The sequence below is a fragment of the Bacillus cereus group sp. Bce041 genome (assembly GCF_052646455.1).
This window is the reverse complement of sequence record NZ_JBQXON010000010.1, coordinates 34,385-55,201: the sequence shown is the minus strand read 5'-3', so window position 1 is coordinate 55,201 and position 20,817 is coordinate 34,385. Positions and strand designations below refer to the sequence as shown.

Sequence of the window (20,817 nt, the reverse complement as noted above, 5' to 3'; positions counted from 1 at the left end):
AAAAAGCGCCTGAAATAAGGCGCTTTTTTTAATATTCATTTAACATTTCATCGATTGTGAATTTGATCCCGTGATAAGCAAATAAGGCTACTATTAAACTTGGGAATCCGTAGCGATTACCTTCATCATCTGGAATAAGACCTTTTAACAGTTTTGTATCAATATGTACGTCTGTATATCGTTCGAGTGATTCCGTACCTTCTTGAAGAGCAGAAATGCCGACAATAGAGTGTCCCTCTTCTTGTAGTTTTTTTGCAATTTCTACAACCGCTTCATCTGTTGAAAAACGGCTAATAAGAAGTACACGATCCGCAGAGGTTACTTCTGCTTCTTTACCATTTTTAAATAAGCGTTTTGCTTGCTTCATTGGTTCAGCACCGAATAGTGCCTCGGCAACAACGCCCTCCATTTCATTTGTACCATGTAAATAAATGAAACCATCGCCAACTAGTGCTTGAGCAAGTAAACGAGCGCTATCTTCTATATTCATTTCTTCTTTTTGAGAAACTCTGGAGAAATAACCACTTAATTGAGTTGAAAAAATTTTTAACATAATGTTACTCCCTTCGTACGTGTTTGCCGGCTTTCATTATAATTTATTTTTTTAGAAAGGTGAAATCGTAGGGTAGCATAACAAAATAGGAAACGGTAAAATAAGAAAGAATAGGAAGGAATTTGCCAAAGAATAGCGAAATTAAATCGTTAAGATATAAGAAGCTTTAAATCTTGTACTTACACAGAAAGGTTGGGAATTATGGAAGGTAAAATTTTAATCGTTGATGATCAATATGGGATTCGTGTGTTATTACATGAAGTGTTCCAAAAAGAAGGTTATCAGACATTCCAAGCAGCGAATGGATTTCAAGCTTTAGATATCGTGAAAAAAGATAATCCAGATTTATTAGTGTTAGATATGAAAATTCCAGGCATGGATGGTATAGAGATTTTAAAGCATGTAAAAGAAATTGATGAGAGTATTAAAGTAATTTTAATGACTGCTTATGGAGAGCTTGATATGATCCAAGAAGCAAAAGATTTAGGAGCTTTAATGCATTTTGCTAAACCATTTGATATTGATGAAATTCGTCAAGCTGTGAGAAATGAGCTCGCTGTAGAGGCATAAAAATGAATTTTTTATAAAAAATATGGAAAAAAGCGTTTACATGGACTATTGTGCAGGTGAATACGGTTGAGTTTTTGAGTACAAGTTGTTATCCTATTGAGTGTAGAAAAAAGTCCGGTATGTAGATATACATATTTTACCTTATTCTGGTCATACTACCAGCGATAAGAACTTATCGGATACAAAAAACGTTTTTTAGGAGGATTCACCATGCCTTTAGTTTCTATGAAAGAAATGCTAAACAAAGCACTAGAAGGAAAATACGCAGTTGGTCAATTCAACATGAACAACTTAGAGTGGACTCAAGCTATCTTAGCTGCTGCGGAAGAAGAAAAATCTCCTGTAATCCTAGGTGTATCTGAGGGTGCAGCTCGTCATATGACTGGTTTCAAAACAGTTGTAGCTATGGTTAAAGCTTTAATCGAAGAAATGAACATCACTGTTCCTGTAGCGATTCACCTTGACCATGGTTCAAGCTTCGAAAAATGTAAAGAAGCAATCGATGCAGGTTTCACATCTGTAATGATCGACGCTTCTCACCACCCATTCGAAGAAAACGTTGAAACTACTAAACAAGTAGTAGAATACGCACACGCTCGTAACGTATCTGTTGAAGCTGAGCTTGGAACAGTTGGCGGACAAGAAGACGACGTAATCGCTGAAGGCGTAATTTACGCTGACCCAGCAGAGTGTAAGCACCTTGTTGAAGCAACAGGTATCGATTGCCTAGCTCCAGCTTTAGGTTCTGTACACGGTCCTTACAAAGGTGAGCCTAACTTAGGATTCGCTGAAATGGAACAAGTTCGTGACTTCACTGGCGTACCTTTAGTATTACATGGTGGTACTGGTATCCCAACTGCTGATATCGAAAAAGCTATCTCTTTAGGTACTTCAAAAATCAACGTAAACACTGAGAACCAAATCGAGTTTACAAAAGCTGTTCGTGAAGTATTAAACAAAGACCAAGAAGTTTACGATCCTCGTAAATTTATCGGACCTGGCCGCGACGCTATCAAAGCAACTGTTATTGGTAAAATTCGCGAATTCGGTTCTAACGGTAAAGCGTAAGAATAAAATTCCGTTTTGGAAACCGTCTAGTCTTTTAGACGGTTTCCTTTCGTTGTATAATGAAAGCGTGAACAAGTCTAAAGATTTTATCATTTTTGGTTTTTAAATAGAAAATAATGTGCATAGTCCTATTAATAAATGTGATAACGTATCTAAATTGATAAAGTAAATTCGATGAATAGTTGATCTTTATCTATTCGTGCTACAGGAGAAATGAAGATAATGGTTTCCTATTTATTGAGTTTTGGGATGGAAAGAGTAATTGAGATTCTTAAGGGGAGCTTTCTATAAAAAGATAGAAAGTAAATACATTCACAAGAAGGGAGCTCAATATGGAAAAATTGCTAATTGAAGGCGGAAGAGCTTTAAATGGAACAATTCGAGTAAGTGGTGCAAAGAACAGTGCCGTTGCATTAATTCCAGCGACAATTTTAGCAGATACTCCAGTAACTATTGGTGGTGTCCCTAATATTTCGGACGTGAAAATGTTAGGAGACTTACTAGAGGAAATTGGAGGGAAAGTAACTTATGGACAGGAGGAAGAGATGGTAGTCGATCCTTCTAACATGGTTGCAATGCCTTTGCCAAATGGAAAAGTGAAAAAATTGCGCGCTTCTTATTATTTAATGGGTGCAATGCTTGGCCGTTTTAAAAAAGCTGTTATTGGGCTTCCGGGTGGATGTCATTTAGGACCGAGGCCGATTGATCAGCATATTAAAGGGTTTGAAGCGCTAGGTGCACATGTTACGAATGAACAAGGTGCCATCTATTTAAGAGCAGATGAGCTACGCGGGGCACGTATTTATTTAGATGTTGTTAGTGTAGGAGCTACGATTAATATTATGCTAGCAGCTGTACGAGCGAAAGGTAGAACTGTTATTGAAAATGCAGCGAAAGAGCCTGAGATCATTGATGTAGCTACATTGTTAACAAGCATGGGAGCACGTATTAAAGGTGCTGGTACTGACGTAATCCGAATAGATGGTGTTGACTCTTTACATGGTTGTCACCATACTATCATCCCAGATCGTATTGAAGCTGGTACGTATATGATTCTAGGAGCTGCATCAGGAGGAGAAGTAACGGTTGATAACGTTATTCCTCAGCATTTAGAATCAGTTACTGCAAAGCTAAGAGAAGCTGGTGTTCAAGTTGAAACGAACGATGATCAAATTACGGTGAACGGTAATAGAAAGTTAAAAGTAGTTGATATCAAAACGCTTGTATATCCAGGTTTTCCAACGGATTTACAACAGCCGTTTACGACGCTTTTAACAAAGGCACACGGGACAGGAGTTGTAACAGATACAATTTACGGTGCCCGTTTCAAACACATTGATGAATTACGTCGTATGAATGCTCAAATTAAAGTAGAGGGTCGTTCGGCAATTGTAACTGGTCCTGTGTTACTGCAAGGTGCAAAAGTGAAGGCGAGTGATTTACGAGCAGGAGCGGCACTTGTTATTGCAGGGTTAATGGCAGATGGAATTACAGAAGTAACAGGACTTGAGCATATTGATCGAGGTTATGAGAATATAGTGGACAAGCTTAAAGGGCTTGGTGCAAACATTTGGCGAGAACAAATGACAAAGCAAGAAATTGAAGAAATGAAGAACGCATAAGTGATACTTCCGCAAGGGGGAAGCGAAGCATCACTACTTGCGGAAGTACACTTTATAGAAAAATACGGTTCACAAAATACGGCAGAAATATAAAGGCTTAAAGGAGAGGGATTATCGTGGAAAGAAGTTTATCTATGGAGTTAGTACGTGTAACAGAGGCTGCAGCTTTATCATCAGCGCGTTGGATGGGGCGCGGGAAAAAGGATGAGGCAGACGGTGCAGCAACATCAGCTATGCGTGATGTATTTGATACAATTCCGATGAAAGGTACAGTTGTAATTGGTGAAGGTGAGATGGATGAAGCACCAATGCTATATATCGGAGAGAAATTAGGTACAGGATATGGACCACGTGTAGACGTTGCGGTTGATCCTTTAGAAGGGACAAACATCGTAGCAGCTGGTGGCTGGAATGCTCTTGCTGTCATTGCAATTGCAGACCACGGTAATTTGTTACATGCCCCTGACATGTACATGGATAAAATCGCGGTTGGCCCAGAAGCAGTTGGGGCGGTCGACATTGATGCGCCTATTATTGATAACTTACGTGCAGTTGCGAAAGCGAAAAATAAAGATATTGAAGATGTTGTAGCGACAGTTTTAAATCGTCCACGTCATCAAGAAATTATCGAAGAAATTCGTAAAGCTGGTGCGCGCATTAAATTGATTAATGATGGAGATGTAGCTGGAGCGATTAATACAGCGTTTGATCGTACAGGTGTAGATATTTTATTTGGATCTGGTGGAGCACCTGAAGGTGTATTAGCAGCAGTTGCTTTAAAATGTTTAGGTGGAGAAATTCACGGAAAATTATTGCCACAAAACGAAGCTGAATTAGCACGTTGTAAAAAAATGGGCATAGAAGACATTAATCGTATCCTTCGTATGGAGGACTTAGTAAAAGGTGACGATGCAATCTTTGCAGCAACAGGCGTAACAGATGGAGAACTATTACGCGGTGTTCAATTTAAAGGTAGCGTAGGAACAACGCAATCCCTTGTTATGCGCGCGAAATCAGGCACAGTTCGCTTCGTAGATGGTCGTCATAGCTTAAATAAAAAACCGAACTTGGTTATTAAGTAAAAAGCGTAAGCAGCTCCTTCAGAAAGGTTAAAATGGTCGATCTTTCTAACTATCGGAGCTAGAACTAAATTAAATAAGAAGCGAAGACAAATTTTCTTGTCTTCGCTTCTTGTATTTGTGTTCCAACGTATTGATTAAAACTAGATAAAAGGGTTACAATAGTGAATATTACCCTACTTGAACTTATTGCCTTTCATTATTAATTATTTGCCTTCCGTATTTTTTCCCTTTACCCATGAAAAAAGAGAATAACGTTAAAGTGTGGTGTCTGAATGAATTTGTCAATTGCAGCATTAGAAAACATGAAATTAAAAGAGTTATACGAGCTTGCGAAAGAATTTAAGATTTCGTATTATAGCAAGTTAACGAAAAAAGAGCTGATTTTTTCTATTTTGAAAGCTCGAGCAGAAAAAGAAGGTTTCTTTTTCATGGAAGGCGTATTAGAAATTATTCAATCAGAAGGATTTGGATTCCTACGTCCTATCAACTATTCTCCAAGCTCAGAAGATATTTATATCTCAGCTTCGCAAATTCGTCGTTTCGATTTACGTAATGGAGATAAAGTTTCTGGTAAAGTACGACCTCCGAAAGAAAATGAACGCTATTTTGGGTTATTACAAGTTGAAGCTGTAAACGGAGATGATCCAGATTCAGCAAAAGAGCGTGTGCATTTCCCTGCATTAACACCATTATACCCAGATCGCCAAATGAAATTGGAAACGGAACCGAAAAAGTTACCGACACGCATCATGGATTTAATCGCACCAGTTGGATTTGGACAACGTGGTTTAATTGTTGCGCCTCCAAAGGCTGGTAAAACAAGTCTATTAAAAGAAATCGCGCACAGTGTTACAACAAATCATCCGGAAGCAGAACTAATTGTACTTTTAATTGATGAGCGTCCAGAGGAAGTAACAGACATTGAACGTTCTGTTAAAGGAGATGTTGTAAGTTCTACTTTTGATGAAGTACCAGAAAATCATATTAAAGTAGCTGAGCTTGTGTTAGAACGTGCGATGCGTCTTGTAGAGCACAAGAAAGATGTTATCATTTTAATGGATAGTATTACCCGTTTAGCTCGAGCTTACAACCTCGTTATTCCACCAAGTGGTAGAACATTATCAGGTGGTATCGATCCAGCTGCCTTCCATAGACCGAAGCGTTTCTTTGGAGCTGCACGTAATATTGAAGAAGGCGGTAGCTTAACAATTTTAGCAACAGCCCTTGTTGATACAGGATCACGTATGGACGATGTTATTTACGAGGAATTTAAAGGAACTGGAAATATGGAACTTCACTTAGATCGTTCATTAGCTGAACGTCGTATCTTCCCAGCGATTGATATTCGTCGTTCTGGTACACGTAAAGAAGATCTATTAATTCCAAAAGAACATTTAGACAAGTTATGGGGCATTCGTAAGACAATGCGTGATACACCAGACTTTGTTGAAAGTTTCTTACGTAAGCTTCGTCAAACGAAAACAAATGAAGAGTTTTTACAAAACATTGTTGCAGACTCGAAAAGGTATGTAACAACTAAGTAAAGGGAAAAAATCAAGACTCGCTTATTTTATAGTAAGCGAGTTTTTTATGCTGTTTAGGTGATATTAAAGAGAGAAATAAGTGAAAGAACCTGAGCTAGTCAGAGCTGGATGAGCTCCCTCCAGCGGCTAAAATCTCTGGTCATTTCGCTCTCTCGCATGAAGCAAAAAGCGCTTCAAGATCGAGAGTTCGAAGTGTCCTGGATTCTTAAGTAATATCCAGTTCTGGTGGCTAGCTCTTCGCATCTAAGAACCTTCCGCCCGAAAGGTAAAAAGCACCTTTAGGGCGAAAGAGCCTTAACTGGTCAGAGCTGAGCGAGCCACCTCCACTTTTAAGATAATATCCAGCTCCAGCGGCTAGAATGGTCGGTGGCTTCGCGTCTTCCTACAAGGTAAAAAGCACCTCTACGTCAGAAGCTCCATCCCCCTCCCATTCTGAACGAGCCGCTTCTGCTTTTAAAATCAAAAAGACAAAAACAGGTAGTTGCAAAATGAAGTTAGCCTTGTTATAATTTCATCATATGTGTTTCATCAATATAGTTGTGTATGCAACTGAAGATGAAAAACTCTGTTTCGAAAATGATTCAGGGCGGAAGGAGATGAAAAGAATGAAAGCAGGAATTCACCCAGATTACAAGAAAGTTGTATTCATGGACACAAACACAGGCTTCAAATTCTTAAGCGGATCTACTAAAGGATCTAACGAAACTGTTGAGTGGGAAGATGGTAACACTTATCCATTACTAAAAGTTGAGATCAGTTCTGATTCTCACCCATTCTACACTGGACGTCAGAAGTTTGCTACTGCAGATGGACGCGTTGACCGCTTCAATAAGAAATACGGTCTTAAGTAATAAAAACATAAAACAGGCAAGTGTATGTATTCGCTTGTCTGTTTTTTTTGCGAAAATATTATACCTTTACCCTACTTTTAACTGAAAAGTAGATGAAAGGAGAGCTTCATGTACTTAATAAATCAAAATGGCTGGATTGAAGTGATTTGCGGTAGTATGTTTTCTGGCAAGTCAGAAGAGCTAATCCGCCGTGTGCGCCGTACGCAATTTGCAAAACAACATGCAATTGTATTTAAACCATGTATTGATAATCGATATAGTGAAGAAGATGTTGTATCACATAACGGATTAAAGGTAAAAGCAGTTCCTGTTTCAGCTTCAAAGGATATATTTGAACATATTACAGAAGAGCTGGATGTTATTGCAATCGATGAGGTGCAATTTTTTGATGAGGACATTGTGGAAGTGGTGCAAGTATTGGCAAATCGTGGCTATCGTGTCATTGTAGCTGGTTTAGACCAAGATTTCCGTGGTCTACCATTTGGACAAGTTCCTCAGCTGATGGCGATTGCTGAACATGTGACAAAACTACAAGCAGTATGTTCTGTATGTGGATCTCCAGCAAGTCGTACACAACGATTAATTGATGGAGAACCAGCGGCATTTGATGATCCAATTATTTTAGTTGGAGCTTCAGAATCGTATGAACCACGTTGTCGTCATTGTCATGCAGTACCTGCAAACAAAGATAAGTAAAACTCGCTGCGCAAGGCGGGTTTTTTCAAAATAGAGAGAATGAGCGGTGTGAGCCGCTTACGCTTTTAAATATAATTTGCGTTTTTTTGAGTAAGTACCATATACTATTTGTATTAGATACTAGGATGTAGAGGTGAATGATGTGTTAGATCGTTTGCAAGCTGTAGAAAATCGTTATGAGAAGTTAAATGAATTATTAAGTGATCCAGCGATTATTAGTGATTCAAATAAGCTTCGTGAATATTCAAAGGAACAGTCTGATATACAGGAAACGGTAGAGGTGTATCGTGAGTATAAGGATGTTCGTGAGCAATTAAAAGATGCGAAAGCAATGTTAGAAGATAAGTTAGACGCAGAAATGCGTGAAATGGTAAAAGAAGAAGTTTCTGAGTTAGAATCACAAGATAAAACATTATCAGAGCGTCTGAAAATTTTACTTGTTCCAAAAGACCCTAATGATGATAAGAACGTTATCGTTGAGGTTCGTGGAGCTGCTGGTGGAGACGAGGCAGCTTTATTTGCTGGTGACTTATACCGTATGTATAGCCGTTACGCTGAGGTACAGGGCTGGAAAACGGAGATTATTGAGGCTAGCTATACAGAGTTAGGTGGATATAAAGAGATTATCTTTATGATTAATGGTAAAGGAGCTTTCGCGAAGCTGAAATTCGAGAATGGCGCTCACCGTGTACAACGTGTTCCTGAAACGGAATCTGGTGGACGTATTCATACATCTACAGCAACTGTAGCTGTATTACCAGAGGCAGAAGAAGTAGAAATTGATATTCATGAGAAAGATGTTCGTGTTGATACATTCGCTTCTAGTGGACCTGGTGGACAGAGCGTTAATACAACGATGTCAGCGGTGCGTTTAACGCACTTACCGACTGGTGTAGTTGTATCTTGTCAGGATGAGAAATCACAGATCAAGAATAAAGAAAAAGCGATGAAAGTATTACGCGCACGTGTTTATGATAAGTTTAGACAAGAAGCGCAAGCTGAGTATGATCAAAACCGTAAACAAGCTGTTGGTACGGGAGATCGTTCAGAGCGTATTCGTACGTATAACTTCCCGCAAAACCGTGTTACAGACCATCGAATCGGTTTAACGATTCAAAAGCTAGATCAAATCTTACAAGGTAAGTTAGATGATTTCATCAATGCCTTAGTGATGGAAGATCAGGCTCAAAAGATGGAGGCAGCTGAGTAATGCGTGTCTATGAAGCCCTGAAATGGGCTTCTTCTTTTTTACAGGAAAATGGACGAGATGAAAATGCGGGAGAAATTGTCCTTTGTCATGTATTAAAGGTGAACAGAACAGGATTACTTATGAATATGCGTGAAGAAATAACTGAGGAACAAGAGAAAAGCTTTACGGAGTTTATCCATAAGCATGTAGAAGGTATTCCTATTCAATATATGATTGGTTATGAAATGTTTTATGGACGGTCTTTCTTTGTGAATGAAGAAGTATTAATACCAAGGCCGGAAACAGAAGAGCTTATAGTGGGAGTATTAGAAAGAATCGAGCGCCATTTTGGTGATGAGAAACTACATGTAGCAGATATAGGTACAGGTAGTGGAGCGATTTCTATTACGCTTGCTTTAGAAAATAAAAATCTTCATGTGTATACAGTAGATATTGCACAAGAGTCGATTGAAGTTGCAAAAGAAAATGCAAAAGCTTTAGGTGCAGAAGTAACGTTCTATCACGGTGATTTATTGTCACCATTTCATAAAACGGGTCAAAAGCTAGATGTTGTTGTTTCAAATCCTCCATATATACCGGAAGAGGATTGGCGTGGTCTTTCTCCTGTTGTGAAAGAGCATGAGCCGAAGAGAGCACTTGTTGGTGGTGAAGACGGATTAGATTTCTATCGCCGTTTTATGGAAGAATTGCCGAATGTGTTGCAGAAGAAAGCGATTGTGGCGTTTGAAATTGGAGTAGGACAAGGTGAGGATGTAAAAAGATTGTTACAACAAGCTTTTCCACATGCTCATGTTGAGGTTGTTTTCGATATTAACGGAAAAGATCGTATGGTATTTGCAGAGATGGAGTAAGGTTCACACCTTACTCTATTTTTTTGTGGAAAAATTCATATAGATTTTGAATTTAATAGTTTAGAAAGATGAAAGTCTGTCCACACTGTTTGTAGAAGGGACGGTGGAGGAAATGAAAAAACAAGTTATTGCTTATCTTCTTATACTATTAATTGGTGCACAGTTACTTGTGCAGTTTGGATATATGAAAGCTGATGCGAAAGGGCCTTCAGTTATTCCGAAAGAGGCCGTTCGATTACGAATTTTAGCAAATAGTGATTCAGATAAAGACCAGGCATTAAAGCGTAAAGTGCGTGATGAAGTAAAAGCACAAATTGATGGATGGGTAGCGGATTTAACTTCATTTGAAGAGGCGCGCAAAGTAATTCAAAGTCATATTCCAGAAATCGAGAAAACGGTGGAAAATACGTTAAAAAGAGAAGGAAGTAAAGAATCATTTCAAGTGAAATTTAGTAAGAATGTAAAGTTTCCTACAAAGGTATATGGGAATTTTATTTATCCGGCAGGAGAATATGAAGCGGTATTGATTACAATTGGAGAAGGTGAAGGGGCGAACTGGTGGTGTGTATTATTTCCACCAATGTGTTTCTTAGATTTTTCGAGTGGGACAGCTGTAAGAAAAGAAGAGCACGTTGTGAAGGCGGAATCTCCTGAAGAGGAGCAGGTGAAACAACTAGATAAGGAAGTAGTAAATACAGAAGAGAAGAAAGTGGATAAGGTAAAAGAAACGAAAGTTGTAAAACAGGAAGTAGTAAAAAAAGTAACATCTTCTGAAAAGAAAGTAGTAAAAAATGAAACAAAAGTCGAAGAGCAGCCTGTAAGTAAAGAAGAAACAAAAAATGTGGAAAAAGTGGAGAAACCTGTGGAGAAAAAACAAGAACAGCAAAATGAGTATGTAAAAGTAGAAGAGGAAGAAGAAAAGCCAGAAGTTAAATTGTTTATTGTAGAAGCTTTTACATCTTTATTCTCTAAATAGTACTATTAATAAATCCCTCCTCATATATAAAAATGAGGAGGGATTTATTATGAAGAAAGTGTATTTTGCTACGAAAGCAGATGTGGAAAGATTACATTCTTTTTTCGGACAAGCTAATAAAAAAGATGATAAAATAAATGAGTTGTACGCACAATTTATGATTTTGGAAGAGGCGGAAGAAATACGAGCTGTAATTGGTTATGAACAAAGTGGGGAAGATGTACTTATTCGTTCTTGTTTATTCACACCTCATGTGGATAAACAGACTTTCTTATATTTTTTTGAAATGTTTTTGCAGTATATGAAAGAAAAAAGTGTTCAACAATTGTACTTACTAACAAATCATCCACAATCTGTACCGATCTTTCAGTTCTTTGACTTTTTTACTATAGAAAAGGATGAGGTTCCAGAGGGAATTCAACAGCTAGAACATTTTTGTAAAAATATAAAAGAGCAGAATGCAATAATACTAAATTGTCAGCTATTCACAAAGTTATCCACGGATTAATTAGGTTTATCCACATTTTGTGGATAAACCTTGTTTGTCTTTTGGATAAATCTCATAGTAAACTAAAAATAGACAAGTATTTAAGGCTAGAAAAGGACGTGGAAAAAAATGCATACAAATATGTGGGTTGTGGATAATGTTGTGGAAAGAAAAAAATATTATCCACAGTTACAAGAAGCAGCAAAATTATTAAGAGAAAATGAGGCGGTTGCTTTCCCTACGGAAACAGTATATGGGTTAGGGGCAAACGCGATGGATGATGAAGCAATCGCGAAAATTTTCGAAGCGAAAGGAAGACCGAGTGATAATCCACTCATTGTCCACATAGGTACAAAATCTCAGTTAGATGGGATTGTGAAAGAAATTCCACCAGTTGCAGAGAAGTTAATGGCACATTTTTGGCCAGGACCATTAACAATTATTTTGCCGAGAAAAGAAGGAATTTCAGAGAAGGTGACGGCAGGACTTAATACGGTTGGAGTAAGAATGCCTGATCATCCAATTGCACTTGCTCTTATTGAAGAGGCGAATGTACCTGTTGCGGCACCAAGTGCGAATCGTTCAGGGCGTCCAAGTCCAACATTAGCTTCTCACGTATATGAAGATTTGAATGGGAAGATTGCAGGTATTGTTGATGGTGGTGCAACTGGAGTAGGCGTTGAATCAACTGTAATTGATTGTACAAGCACGGTTCCAACAATATTACGTCCAGGTGGGATTACGAAAGAACAATTAGAAGCGGTGATAGGTACTGTTTCTTTAGATCCAGCTTTAAAGGATGAGAAGGAAAAACCGAAATCGCCTGGAATGAAATACACACATTATGCGCCGAAAGCACCACTTAGTATTGTCGAGGGCTCACGTGAGTTTATTCAGCATCTTGTGGATGAGAAAAAGAAAGAAGGATTTAAAGTAGGCGTATTAACGACAGAAGAGTATCAGCATGTATATAGTGCAGATGTTATATTATCTTGTGGTGTTAGAAGTGACTTAGCTAGCGTTGCGACTAAATTATATGATGTACTTAGAACATTTGATGCAAGTGAAGTGGATGTTATTTTTAGTGAGTCATTCCCTAATGAAGGAATAGGGAATGCAATTATGAATCGTTTAACGAAAGCGGCAGGACATCATATTATTATTGAATGATAAGGTAAGATTAGCAAACAGAATATTTCTCCTTGGATAAGCATATTGTGAAGTAGCACGTCCAAGGAGGGGCATGAATGACGTTTGAACAGCTAATACCTTTAATAATTATGGCATTCGCCTTAGGGATGGATGCGTTCTCGGTGAGTCTTGGTATGGGGATGATGCCCCTAAAGTTAAGACAAATCCTGTATATTGGTATGACGATAGGGATATTTCATATTATTATGCCGTTTATAGGAATGGTACTAGGTCGTTTTTTATCAGAGAAATATGGAGATATCGCACATTTTGCGGGTGCTATTTTATTAATCGGACTAGGGTTTTATATCGTATATTCGACCATTTTACAAAATGAAGAGACTAGAACTGCCCCTATTGGAATTAGTTTATTCGTATTTGCATTTGGCGTCAGTATAGATAGTTTCTCAGTAGGGCTTAGTCTTGGTATTTATGGGGCACAGACAATTATTACGATTTTACTTTTTGGATTTGTTAGCATGTTATTAGCGTGGATTGGTTTATTAATTGGGAGACATGCGAAAGATATGCTCGGTACATACGGTGAGATAGTAGGTGGTATCATTTTGGTTGGGTTTGGATTATATATCCTTTTTCCTATATAATTTTATGTAGGAGGGAATTATGAACAAGCTATTGGAATGGTATGTTAAGTTTTTAACCTTCTTTCCTCGATGGCTAAGAAGACTTATAATTTGGGGTATTATTTTGCAAATTTCGATGTTAGGTTGGATTAAGTTAATTCGTGAATGGTGAGATAGTTCCTTTCTGTGAATATTTTGTTTGTACTATATTTATTACGCTAAAAATTACAGATATAGAAAGGATGAGATGAATGACGAGATTGAAGCAAGTTTTTGGTATTATTATTAGTTTTTTTGTTTTTTGGTTTAGTATGCTCGGTGTACAAATGTTTGCTGAGTTTTTAGATATTGAGTCATTGAAATTTGTTGCGGGAAAGACTGAGGCGGCGCGTGCCTTTTACTCTCCGTACCCGTTTTTAATTGTTTTTCTTATTACATTGCTTTCCCTATACTTCTTCGTAATTAAGCTAGGGAAGCCGAAAAAAGAGAAAATGCCTACTTTAGAGGAAAAGAAGGAAGAATTACAATGATAAAATCCCCTGCTAAAAAGCAGGGGATTTTATATTTGAGTGATGGGAGGAATCTAGCTGCCTCCGCTTTTAGATATTATCCAGTTCCAGTGGCCAGCTCTTCGCATCTAAGAACCTCCCGCACGAAAGGTAAAAAGCACCTTTTGTGCGAGAGAACCTTAGCTGGTCAGAGCTAAACGGGCCACTTCCACTTTTAAACTGGCCTAACTAATTCAAATTGTTCTCCTAATTTTGCATAGTTGTGTCCTGCTAGGCGGCTTATTGGTTTGAGTCCTTCGGCGTGAATGCGCCCTTTTTCATATAGATGTTCGGCAACGTGGAAACGAACGACGCGTCCAATTAGTAGATCACAAGCTGGTGAGTCTTCCGTTCCGCCAAGTGGAATTGCACGTTCTAATACGCATTCCATTCGAATATTTGCTTCTTTTACACCTGGAACAGAGATGACTTCACTTTCGATTGGTGTTAGTTTTGCTAGTTCAATTTCACTTTCATTTGGCGGGAGGTTAGCTGCTGTTTCGTTAATTGCTGCTACATATGATTCGTCAGAAATATGTACGACAAATTCTCCTTTTTCAATTGCGTTTCGGGAAGTGTCCTTTCTTTCTCCTGCTTTTCGTTGTACAGATACTGAGATAAGTGGTGGATTAGCAGCGACAATATTGAAATAACTATATGGTGCTCCGTTTAGTACACCTTCTTTTGTTACAGAAGTAACGAATGCGACAGGACGAGGGATGATACTTCCGGTAAGTAATTTGTAATTATCTTTTTCAGTTTGTTCATTTGGATTAATGGATAACATGCTTGTAATCCCCTTTCTAAATATGAATACTTATTGTTTGTTTACAAGATAACGATGAGAAAATCCTGCTGGAAATAATATTTTGTTTCATAAAAAGAACTTACTTCAATTGTAATGAAGTAAGTTCTTTTTCAAGAATCTCAAATTTGAGATAAAAATTAAAGTAAAACGTATGCGCCAGGTCCGATTAAAGCTACACCAACAGCGACAGCGATTAACATTAAGTTATATTCATATCCGTTTTGTGTTACCCAGTAACCATTTTTTCCGTGAACAGTGAAGATAGCCATTAACATTGTTCCAACGATAAATAATGAACCAACTACAATGAAAATACCTGATGCGAATAAGAAACCACCTAGTAATTCAGTTGCGCCAGCCATAAATGCCATAAATACACCAGGACGTAAACCGATTGACTCCATCCAGCCACCTGTTCCTTTTAAACCGTAACCGCCGAACCAACCAAATAATTTTTGAGCGCCATGACCCATGAATGTAATTCCTATAATAAGACGAATAATAAGTAGACCGAAATCCATCATTTTAAAAAACCTCCTAAAAGTTATTAACTTACCTTACGTAAGTAATAATAAAATAGTTACTTACTATAGTCAAGTGGATTTTGAAAAAAGTTTGAATTAAATTTTACAAATTAACAACAAAAAATAAAATGTAGTAAAGACCTCTAGACAAGTTGGGCAAAAAAAGAGAAAATATAAATAGAAGTTAACTTCTAATTGTTATTCAGACAATCAGAATTGACTGGAATTTTGTGAAGCGCTACAATAAGAGTCTATTAGTAATGACATAATTTATTTCGAAAGCGTTTTTACAGTATAATATTCGAAGTATGAAGTCTTACATGTATCCCGAGTTTTACTAGGGATTGCCCTATAAACTTTTAGGTAAATTATAAGGAGGACTATCCTATGTTTAAAAAATTATTCGGTCTTGGTTCAAAAACAAATGAAGAAACAATCGTAGCTCCATTAACTGGAGCAGTGAAAAATATTGAAGAAGTACCAGATCCAGTATTTGCTGGTCGTATGATGGGTGACGGTGTTGCAATTGATCCTACTGAAGGTGTAGTTGTATCTCCAGTTGATGGTGAAATCGTACAATTATTCCACACAAAACATGCTATCGGAATTAAAGCGAAAAACGGTACAGAAATTTTAATCCACGTTGGATTAGAAACTGTAAAAATGGAAGGTGAAGGTTTCGAAGCTCACGTTTCTGAAGGCCAAGCTGTAAAAGCTGGAGATAAATTAATCTCATTCGACTTAGAATTAATCCGTGAAAAAGCGAAAAGCACAATTACTCCAATTGTTATTACAAACACAGATGCAGCTGAGTCTATTAAGACAACTGTAGGCGTAGCAGCTACAAAAGGTTCAACAGAAGTAATGAAAGTTACAATGAAATAATTGCAATATAAGAGGAATCCGTTTCGTATGAAATGGATTCCTTATTTTTGTTGCGTGTTCAGTATGTATGTTAAAATACTCTAGGCACTTGGAAATAGGGTTTCACATATATGTGGATAAGGCGCATTTTTCTTAGAAAAAATATAAGAGAAATGCGCCTTTTGTATATTCACATTTCTTTTGTTCTATTCTAATGTAAGTTATGATGAATGATAAGAAATTGAATATAGGGGTGGGTTTGAATGAAACGAGTGTTATTTGTTTGTACTGGCAATACATGTCGTAGTCCAATGGCTGAGGCGTTGCTTCGTCATCACGGAGGAGATAAGTTTGAAGTGCAATCTGCTGGTGTTTTCGCCTATCCTGGGAGCGATGCATCGGTACATGCGAAGGAAGCTTTAGATGAAAAAGGAATTTCAATTGATCATGCGGCGCAGCAAGTAAATGAAACTTTGCTTGATTGGGCTGATATTGTCGTAACGATGACAGAAAACCATAAGCAAATTGTACTTGGGCATTATCCGAGCGTTGAAAAGAAATTAAATACGTTATATGGATTAACTGAAGGTATAGGCAAGGACATTTCAGATCCATTTGGAGGCTCGCTTTCTATTTATAAAGAAACGTTAGATGAGATGGAAAAACTTGTACAAACTTTACTGAAAAAACATTCAGTAGGTTGATGTTTCGTGTATAATACGATATTGGAGATCACTTCTTCCTATATGAGGTAGCGAGTGTGAAATGAAGATAATTGATTGAAACTTTGGAGGGGTAAAAATGAAAGTAGTAATAGCATCTGATCACGGCGGTATGAATATCCGCAAAGAACTTGTAAGTTTATTAGAAGAGTTAAATATTGAATATATTGATTTAGGTTGTGAATGTGAAGCTGGTTCTGTTGATTACCCTGACTTTGCGTTTCCAGCAGCTGAAATGGTAGCGAATGGTGAAGTAGATCGTGGTATTTTAGTTTGTGGGACAGGCATTGGTATGTCAATCGCAGCAAACAAAGTAAATGGTATCCGTTGTGCGTTAGTTCATGATACTTTCAGCGCGAAAGCGACGAGAGAGCATAATGACACTAACATGCTAGCAATGGGCGAGCGTGTAATTGGTGCTGGTCTAGCGCGTGATATCGCGAAAATCTGGTTAACAACTGATTATGAAGGTGGTCGTCACGAAAACCGCGTAGGAAAAATTAAAACATACGAAACAAAGTAATAGATTCTAACTATCAGTAGTGTGAAATATAATTTGGTGAACCAACCTGTGAAAGGAAGAGGCGTAATGACAGAAATCGTAAAGGTAAGAGAACAGCTACAAATGTCGCTTTCTGATTTCCAAGAACAAGCTTCATTACAAAGCGGTCAAATTTTTGTAGTGGGTTGTAGCACGAGCGAAGTGCTAGGCGAAAGAATTGGAACATCAGGAACGATGGAAGTAGCAGAGGCGATTTTCTCTGAGTTAAAACAATTTCAAGAGCAAACAGGTATTGAATTAGCGTTTCAATGTTGTGAGCATTTAAACCGTGCTTTAGTAGTTGAGAGAGAAGTAGCGATAAAATATCAATTTGAAATTGTAACAGTTACGCCTGTTAGATCAGCAGGTGGTGCATTGGGGACATACGCGTATCACAATTTGAAAGATCCGGTAGTAGTTGAGTTTATTAAAGCTGATGCAGGAATGGATATTGGTGATACATTTATCGGTATGCATTTAAAGCATGTAGCTGTTCCGGTTCGTACAAGTGTGAAGGAAATTGGAAGTGCGCATGTAACGATGGCCAAAACACGTGGAAAACTAATTGGTGGAGCACGTGCTGTCTATGCGGCAGTGGAAGAGACTACCACTTGCCGTTAAATATGAGAAATTAGGAAGTCATATAGTACCTGTTTATCATAAGATAAAAGGTATGTTGTCTGACTTTATAATAGAAGAAAGAAAAGACCGATTTTCGGTCTTTTTTTTCTTTTATGATATAGAAAGTCATGTTAGAATGTAGTTGAAAACATGAAGGTTCGAAAGAATTACAACCTGAATTTTCGTTTTTTCTGAATAAATAAGAAAAAACTGTTGGGAATCGATGTAATTCGTTCAGAAAAGGGGGATTTTGGTGGATCATTTAAAACGTCAAGATGAAAAGGTATTTGCTGCAATTGAGGCAGAACTAGGAAGACAGCGTTCAAAGATTGAGTTAATTGCTTCGGAAAACTTCGTAAGTGAAGCAGTAATGGAGGCACAAGGTTCTGTTTTAACGAATAAGTATGCTGAAGGATATCCTGGAAAACGTTACTATGGTGGCTGTGAACACGTAGACGTAGTAGAAGATATCGCACGTGATCGCGTGAAAGAAATTTTCGGCGCAGAGCACGTAAATGTTCAACCACACTCTGGTGCACAAGCGAACATGGCAGTATACTTCACGATTTTAGAGCAAGGCGATACAGTACTTGGTATGAACTTATCTCATGGTGGTCACTTAACACACGGAAGCCCTGTTAACTTCAGTGGAGTACAATATAATTTCGTAGAATATGGCGTGGATGCTGACTCTCACCGTATTAATTACGATGATGTATTAGCAAAAGCGAAAGAACATAAACCAAAATTAATCGTTGCAGGTGCAAGTGCATACCCTCGTGTTATCGATTTCAAGCGATTCCGTGAGATTGCAGATGAAGTGGGCGCTTATTTAATGGTTGATATGGCACATATCGCAGGTTTAGTAGCTGCTGGTTTACATCCAAATCCAGTACCACATGCACATTTCGTTACAACGACAACACATAAAACGTTACGTGGTCCGCGTGGTGGTATGATTTTATGTGAAGAGCAATTTGCAAAACAAATTGATAAATCAATCTTCCCTGGTATTCAAGGTGGTCCACTTATGCACGTAATCGCTGCAAAAGCTGTTGCATTTGGTGAAGCACTTCAAGATGATTTCAAAACATATGCACAAAATATCATTAACAATGCGAACCGCTTAGCTGAAGGTCTTCAAAAAGAAGGACTTACACTTGTTTCTGGCGGAACAGACAATCACTTAATCTTGATTGATGTTCGTAACTTAGAAATCACAGGTAAAGTAGCAGAGCACGTATTAGATGAAGTTGGTATTACAGTGAACAAAAATACAATTCCATTTGAAACAGCAAGCCCATTTGTAACAAGTGGTGTACGTATCGGTACAGCAGCTGTAACATCTCGTGGTTTTGGTTTAGAAGAAATGGATGAAATTGCGTCACTTATTGCTTATACATTAAAAAATCATGAAAATGAAGCTGCATTAGAAGAAGCACGTAAGCGTGTAGAAGCGTTAACTAGCAAATTCCCAATGTATCCAAATCTATAATAGATTGAAGAAGACTGCCGAGACTTAATTGTTTTGGCGGTCTTTTTTTTGGACATATATTATTTTTAAAGTATGTATACAAATGATGAATAAATTTTGGCGATATAATGAAGGATACAGCTCCCATAATTGGTAAAGATACTAGATAGATTCATTGTAAAATCATGATTTTGCCAAATTTGCCCTTGAATATTAGTAGCGTTTTCTTTACAATCGTAAATAGTGTAAAAAAGCGTGCAAACGCATGAATATCATCTAAAGGAGAGATTCACATGGGAAAACTGTATGTATTTGATCACCCGTTAATTCAACATAAGATTACATATATTCGCAATAAGAATACAGGTACGAAAGATTTTCGTGAATTAGTGGACGAAGTAGCAAGCTTAATGGCTTTCGAAATTACTCGCGACCTTCCACTTAAGGACATTGAAATTGAAACACCTGTAAGCAAAGCGACAACAAAAGTGATCGCTGGTAAAAAACTTGGTTTAATTCCGATTTTACGTGCAGGTTTAGGAATGGTTGATGGAATTCTGAAATTAATTCCAGCAGCAAAAGTAGGACACGTTGGTTTATACCGTGACCCTAAAACATTGCAACCGGTAGAATACTATGTGAAACTTCCAACGGATGTAGAAGAGCGTGACTTTATCGTACTAGATCCGATGCTAGCAACAGGTGGTTCTGCGGCTGAAGCAATTAACTCTCTGAAAAAGCGCGGTGCGAAACAAATTAAATTAATGTGTATCGTTGCAGCTCCAGAAGGGGTAAAAGTAGTACAAGAAGAACATCCTGATGTTGATATTTATGTAGCAGCATTAGATGAGAAATTAAATGACCACGGATATGTAGTACCAGGTCTTGGTGATGCTGGTGACCGTTTATTCGGAACGAAGTAAGACAACTGACGAGCAGGGGAGATTCCCCAGCTCGTCTTTTTTGCTGTAAGCAAGTAGGGGAGGGGGAGAGGATAAATATACATCGTATATACAACATAAGTTGCATACACCTCACATATAATATAGAAGTCTTACGTCTGAGGAACACTATATTATGGAAGAAAAGCGTTATATCTCGAAAATATAATAGTGACAAACTTGTGAACATTTCCTTCTATTATAAAGAGAAAACTGTTAGAAATTGCATATATGTAACCAGTATTTAGAAGGGGAACGTTTTCATTTTTGGGAGGAAATGCCTAATACTCAAATTTTTAGATTTTTTACGATTTCTCGTTGACACTGTTAATACCCTATTGTATGCTAACAACGGGGATAGATGGTAGGGCTTTCAGTGACAAAATTACATCTATTCCGTGACGAAAATGTAAACTTTTTGTTTTGTATAGGATTTATGCAAAAAAATGAGTTATTATTAACACATCGTGAATGAGGGTTACATATTGG

Annotated in this window: 25 protein-coding genes; 22 read left to right on the top strand and 3 right to left on the bottom strand. The window is 37.7% G+C overall.

The features are described from left to right. Positions 1–28: 28 nt before the first annotated feature. Positions 29–553 carry a DUF2529 domain-containing protein gene (locus ACUN13_RS24095; RefSeq protein WP_025688613.1) on the bottom strand — a complete coding sequence of 175 codons (525 nt, stop codon included), beginning with the start codon at positions 551–553 and terminating at the stop codon, positions 29–31. Positions 554–754: 201 nt separating this feature from the next. Between ACUN13_RS24095 and spo0F the strand changes: the two genes are divergently transcribed. The 15 genes from spo0F to ACUN13_RS24020 all read left to right on the top strand — a co-directional run bounded on the left by spo0F (position 755) and on the right by ACUN13_RS24020 (position 13,815). Beyond that, positions 755–1,123, top strand: coding sequence for a sporulation initiation phosphotransferase Spo0F (gene spo0F, locus ACUN13_RS24090; protein WP_445423995.1), 369 nt, complete (start codon positions 755–757; stop codon positions 1,121–1,123). Between the two features lie 210 nt (positions 1,124–1,333). Beyond that, entirely contained in the window at positions 1,334–2,191 is an 858-nt protein-coding gene (locus ACUN13_RS24085) for a class II fructose-bisphosphate aldolase (protein ID WP_001131855.1), read from the top strand. A gap of 332 nt (positions 2,192–2,523) precedes the next feature. Further along, entirely contained in the window at positions 2,524–3,813 is a 1,290-nt protein-coding gene (murA, locus tag ACUN13_RS24080) for a UDP-N-acetylglucosamine 1-carboxyvinyltransferase (protein ID WP_000413254.1), read from the top strand. 116 nt (positions 3,814–3,929) lie between these two features. After that, positions 3,930–4,895 carry a class II fructose-bisphosphatase gene (glpX, locus tag ACUN13_RS24075; protein WP_000442340.1) on the top strand — a complete coding sequence of 322 codons (966 nt, stop codon included), beginning with the start codon at positions 3,930–3,932 and terminating at the stop codon, positions 4,893–4,895. A gap of 272 nt (positions 4,896–5,167) precedes the next feature. Continuing rightward, a complete protein-coding gene (gene rho / locus ACUN13_RS24070) occupies positions 5,168–6,439 on the top strand; it encodes a transcription termination factor Rho (RefSeq protein WP_001053903.1) in 1,272 nt (423 codons plus the stop codon). 605 nt (positions 6,440–7,044) lie between these two features. Further along, entirely contained in the window at positions 7,045–7,290 is a 246-nt protein-coding gene (locus ACUN13_RS24065; protein WP_000643433.1) for a type B 50S ribosomal protein L31, read from the top strand. A gap of 108 nt (positions 7,291–7,398) precedes the next feature. Further along, positions 7,399–7,986: a thymidine kinase gene (locus tag ACUN13_RS24060; RefSeq protein ID WP_025688625.1), complete on the top strand. Its 588-nt coding sequence runs from the start codon at positions 7,399–7,401 to the stop codon at positions 7,984–7,986. 142 nt (positions 7,987–8,128) lie between these two features. Then, complete coding sequence (gene prfA / locus ACUN13_RS24055) at positions 8,129–9,196, top strand: peptide chain release factor 1 (protein ID WP_000887064.1); 1,068 nt, start codon at positions 8,129–8,131, stop codon at positions 9,194–9,196. After that, positions 9,196–10,047 carry a peptide chain release factor N(5)-glutamine methyltransferase gene (prmC, locus tag ACUN13_RS24050; RefSeq protein ID WP_001267065.1) on the top strand — a complete coding sequence of 284 codons (852 nt, stop codon included), beginning with the start codon at positions 9,196–9,198 and terminating at the stop codon, positions 10,045–10,047. Before prfA ends, prmC begins: the two co-directional genes overlap by 1 nt. Positions 10,048–10,159: 112 nt before the next feature. Continuing rightward, positions 10,160–11,023 (top strand): stage II sporulation protein R, encoded by an 864-nt coding sequence (gene spoIIR, locus ACUN13_RS24045; protein WP_025688628.1) that lies wholly within the window; start codon positions 10,160–10,162, stop codon positions 11,021–11,023. Between the two features lie 49 nt (positions 11,024–11,072). Further along, positions 11,073–11,531: a mechanosensitive ion channel protein gene (locus tag ACUN13_RS24040; RefSeq protein ID WP_000758437.1), complete on the top strand. Its 459-nt coding sequence runs from the start codon at positions 11,073–11,075 to the stop codon at positions 11,529–11,531. A 108-nt stretch (positions 11,532–11,639) separates the two neighbouring features. After that, a complete protein-coding gene (locus ACUN13_RS24035) occupies positions 11,640–12,680 on the top strand; it encodes an L-threonylcarbamoyladenylate synthase (RefSeq protein WP_000557353.1) in 1,041 nt (346 codons plus the stop codon). A gap of 77 nt (positions 12,681–12,757) precedes the next feature. Further along, positions 12,758–13,306, top strand: coding sequence for a manganese efflux pump MntP (locus ACUN13_RS24030; RefSeq protein WP_000142475.1), 549 nt, complete (start codon positions 12,758–12,760; stop codon positions 13,304–13,306). A gap of 19 nt (positions 13,307–13,325) precedes the next feature. Further along, on the top strand, positions 13,326–13,457 hold the full coding sequence (locus ACUN13_RS24025; RefSeq protein WP_001037634.1) for a hypothetical protein: 132 nt from the start codon (positions 13,326–13,328) through the stop codon (positions 13,455–13,457). A 79-nt stretch (positions 13,458–13,536) separates the two neighbouring features. Then, the gene (locus ACUN13_RS24020; protein WP_000197472.1) at positions 13,537–13,815 is read left to right on the top strand and encodes a DUF3935 domain-containing protein; all 279 of its coding nucleotides are present in this window, start codon (positions 13,537–13,539) and stop codon (positions 13,813–13,815) included. Between the two features lie 193 nt (positions 13,816–14,008). Here ACUN13_RS24020 and ACUN13_RS24015 read toward each other — a convergent pair whose 3' ends face one another. Both ACUN13_RS24015 and ACUN13_RS24010 read right to left on the bottom strand, forming a co-directional pair. Next, complete coding sequence (locus ACUN13_RS24015) at positions 14,009–14,620, bottom strand: flavin reductase family protein (protein ID WP_000949055.1); 612 nt, start codon at positions 14,618–14,620, stop codon at positions 14,009–14,011. A gap of 158 nt (positions 14,621–14,778) precedes the next feature. After that, positions 14,779–15,165, bottom strand: coding sequence for a DoxX family protein (locus ACUN13_RS24010; protein ID WP_000968616.1), 387 nt, complete (start codon positions 15,163–15,165; stop codon positions 14,779–14,781). 387 nt (positions 15,166–15,552) lie between these two features. Between ACUN13_RS24010 and ACUN13_RS24005 the strand changes: the two genes are divergently transcribed. The 7 genes from ACUN13_RS24005 to ACUN13_RS23975 all read left to right on the top strand — a co-directional run bounded on the left by ACUN13_RS24005 (position 15,553) and on the right by ACUN13_RS23975 (position 20,803). Beyond that, entirely contained in the window at positions 15,553–16,050 is a 498-nt protein-coding gene (locus ACUN13_RS24005) for a PTS sugar transporter subunit IIA (RefSeq protein ID WP_000473665.1), read from the top strand. Positions 16,051–16,292: 242 nt separating this feature from the next. Continuing rightward, positions 16,293–16,733, top strand: a complete 441-nt coding sequence (locus tag ACUN13_RS24000) for a low molecular weight protein arginine phosphatase (protein ID WP_025688631.1) — start codon at positions 16,293–16,295, stop codon at positions 16,731–16,733. 97 nt (positions 16,734–16,830) lie between these two features. Then, entirely contained in the window at positions 16,831–17,274 is a 444-nt protein-coding gene (gene rpiB / locus ACUN13_RS23995; protein WP_000869542.1) for a ribose 5-phosphate isomerase B, read from the top strand. Positions 17,275–17,340: 66 nt separating this feature from the next. Further along, positions 17,341–17,913: a TIGR01440 family protein gene (locus tag ACUN13_RS23990; protein ID WP_000136379.1), complete on the top strand. Its 573-nt coding sequence runs from the start codon at positions 17,341–17,343 to the stop codon at positions 17,911–17,913. A gap of 253 nt (positions 17,914–18,166) precedes the next feature. Beyond that, positions 18,167–19,408: a serine hydroxymethyltransferase gene (gene glyA, locus ACUN13_RS23985; protein ID WP_000349805.1), complete on the top strand. Its 1,242-nt coding sequence runs from the start codon at positions 18,167–18,169 to the stop codon at positions 19,406–19,408. A 272-nt stretch (positions 19,409–19,680) separates the two neighbouring features. Beyond that, complete coding sequence (gene upp / locus ACUN13_RS23980) at positions 19,681–20,310, top strand: uracil phosphoribosyltransferase (RefSeq protein WP_445423994.1); 630 nt, start codon at positions 19,681–19,683, stop codon at positions 20,308–20,310. 379 nt (positions 20,311–20,689) lie between these two features. Next, positions 20,690–20,803: a DUF4024 domain-containing protein gene (locus ACUN13_RS23975; RefSeq protein WP_000232962.1), complete on the top strand. Its 114-nt coding sequence runs from the start codon at positions 20,690–20,692 to the stop codon at positions 20,801–20,803. Positions 20,804–20,817 lie beyond the last annotated feature (14 nt).

Bases quoted from the DNA above. Each gene is read 5' to 3' on its own strand.
- ACUN13_RS24095 (WP_025688613.1), bottom strand. From the start codon at position 553: ATGTTAAAAATTTTTTCAACTCAATTAAGTGGTTATTTCTCCAGAGTT.
- spo0F (WP_445423995.1), top strand. From the start codon at position 755: ATGGAAGGTAAAATTTTAATCGTTGATGATCAATATGGGATTCGTGTG.
- ACUN13_RS24085 (WP_001131855.1), top strand. From the start codon at position 1,334: ATGCCTTTAGTTTCTATGAAAGAAATGCTAAACAAAGCACTAGAAGGA.
- murA (WP_000413254.1), top strand. From the start codon at position 2,524: ATGGAAAAATTGCTAATTGAAGGCGGAAGAGCTTTAAATGGAACAATT.
- rho (WP_001053903.1), top strand. From the start codon at position 5,168: ATGAATTTGTCAATTGCAGCATTAGAAAACATGAAATTAAAAGAGTTA.
- ACUN13_RS24065 (WP_000643433.1), top strand. From the start codon at position 7,045: ATGAAAGCAGGAATTCACCCAGATTACAAGAAAGTTGTATTCATGGAC.
- ACUN13_RS24060 (WP_025688625.1), top strand. From the start codon at position 7,399: ATGTACTTAATAAATCAAAATGGCTGGATTGAAGTGATTTGCGGTAGT.
- prmC (WP_001267065.1), top strand. From the start codon at position 9,196: ATGCGTGTCTATGAAGCCCTGAAATGGGCTTCTTCTTTTTTACAGGAA.
- spoIIR (WP_025688628.1), top strand. From the start codon at position 10,160: ATGAAAAAACAAGTTATTGCTTATCTTCTTATACTATTAATTGGTGCA.
- ACUN13_RS24040 (WP_000758437.1), top strand. From the start codon at position 11,073: ATGAAGAAAGTGTATTTTGCTACGAAAGCAGATGTGGAAAGATTACAT.
- ACUN13_RS24035 (WP_000557353.1), top strand. From the start codon at position 11,640: ATGCATACAAATATGTGGGTTGTGGATAATGTTGTGGAAAGAAAAAAA.
- ACUN13_RS24030 (WP_000142475.1), top strand. From the start codon at position 12,758: ATGACGTTTGAACAGCTAATACCTTTAATAATTATGGCATTCGCCTTA.
- ACUN13_RS24025 (WP_001037634.1), top strand. From the start codon at position 13,326: ATGAACAAGCTATTGGAATGGTATGTTAAGTTTTTAACCTTCTTTCCT.
- ACUN13_RS24020 (WP_000197472.1), top strand. From the start codon at position 13,537: ATGACGAGATTGAAGCAAGTTTTTGGTATTATTATTAGTTTTTTTGTT.
- ACUN13_RS24015 (WP_000949055.1), bottom strand. From the start codon at position 14,620: ATGTTATCCATTAATCCAAATGAACAAACTGAAAAAGATAATTACAAA.
- ACUN13_RS24010 (WP_000968616.1), bottom strand. From the start codon at position 15,165: ATGATGGATTTCGGTCTACTTATTATTCGTCTTATTATAGGAATTACA.
- ACUN13_RS24005 (WP_000473665.1), top strand. From the start codon at position 15,553: ATGTTTAAAAAATTATTCGGTCTTGGTTCAAAAACAAATGAAGAAACA.
- ACUN13_RS24000 (WP_025688631.1), top strand. From the start codon at position 16,293: ATGAAACGAGTGTTATTTGTTTGTACTGGCAATACATGTCGTAGTCCA.
- rpiB (WP_000869542.1), top strand. From the start codon at position 16,831: ATGAAAGTAGTAATAGCATCTGATCACGGCGGTATGAATATCCGCAAA.
- ACUN13_RS23990 (WP_000136379.1), top strand. From the start codon at position 17,341: ATGACAGAAATCGTAAAGGTAAGAGAACAGCTACAAATGTCGCTTTCT.
- upp (WP_445423994.1), top strand. From the start codon at position 19,681: ATGGGAAAACTGTATGTATTTGATCACCCGTTAATTCAACATAAGATT.
- ACUN13_RS23975 (WP_000232962.1), top strand. From the start codon at position 20,690: ATGGTAGGGCTTTCAGTGACAAAATTACATCTATTCCGTGACGAAAAT.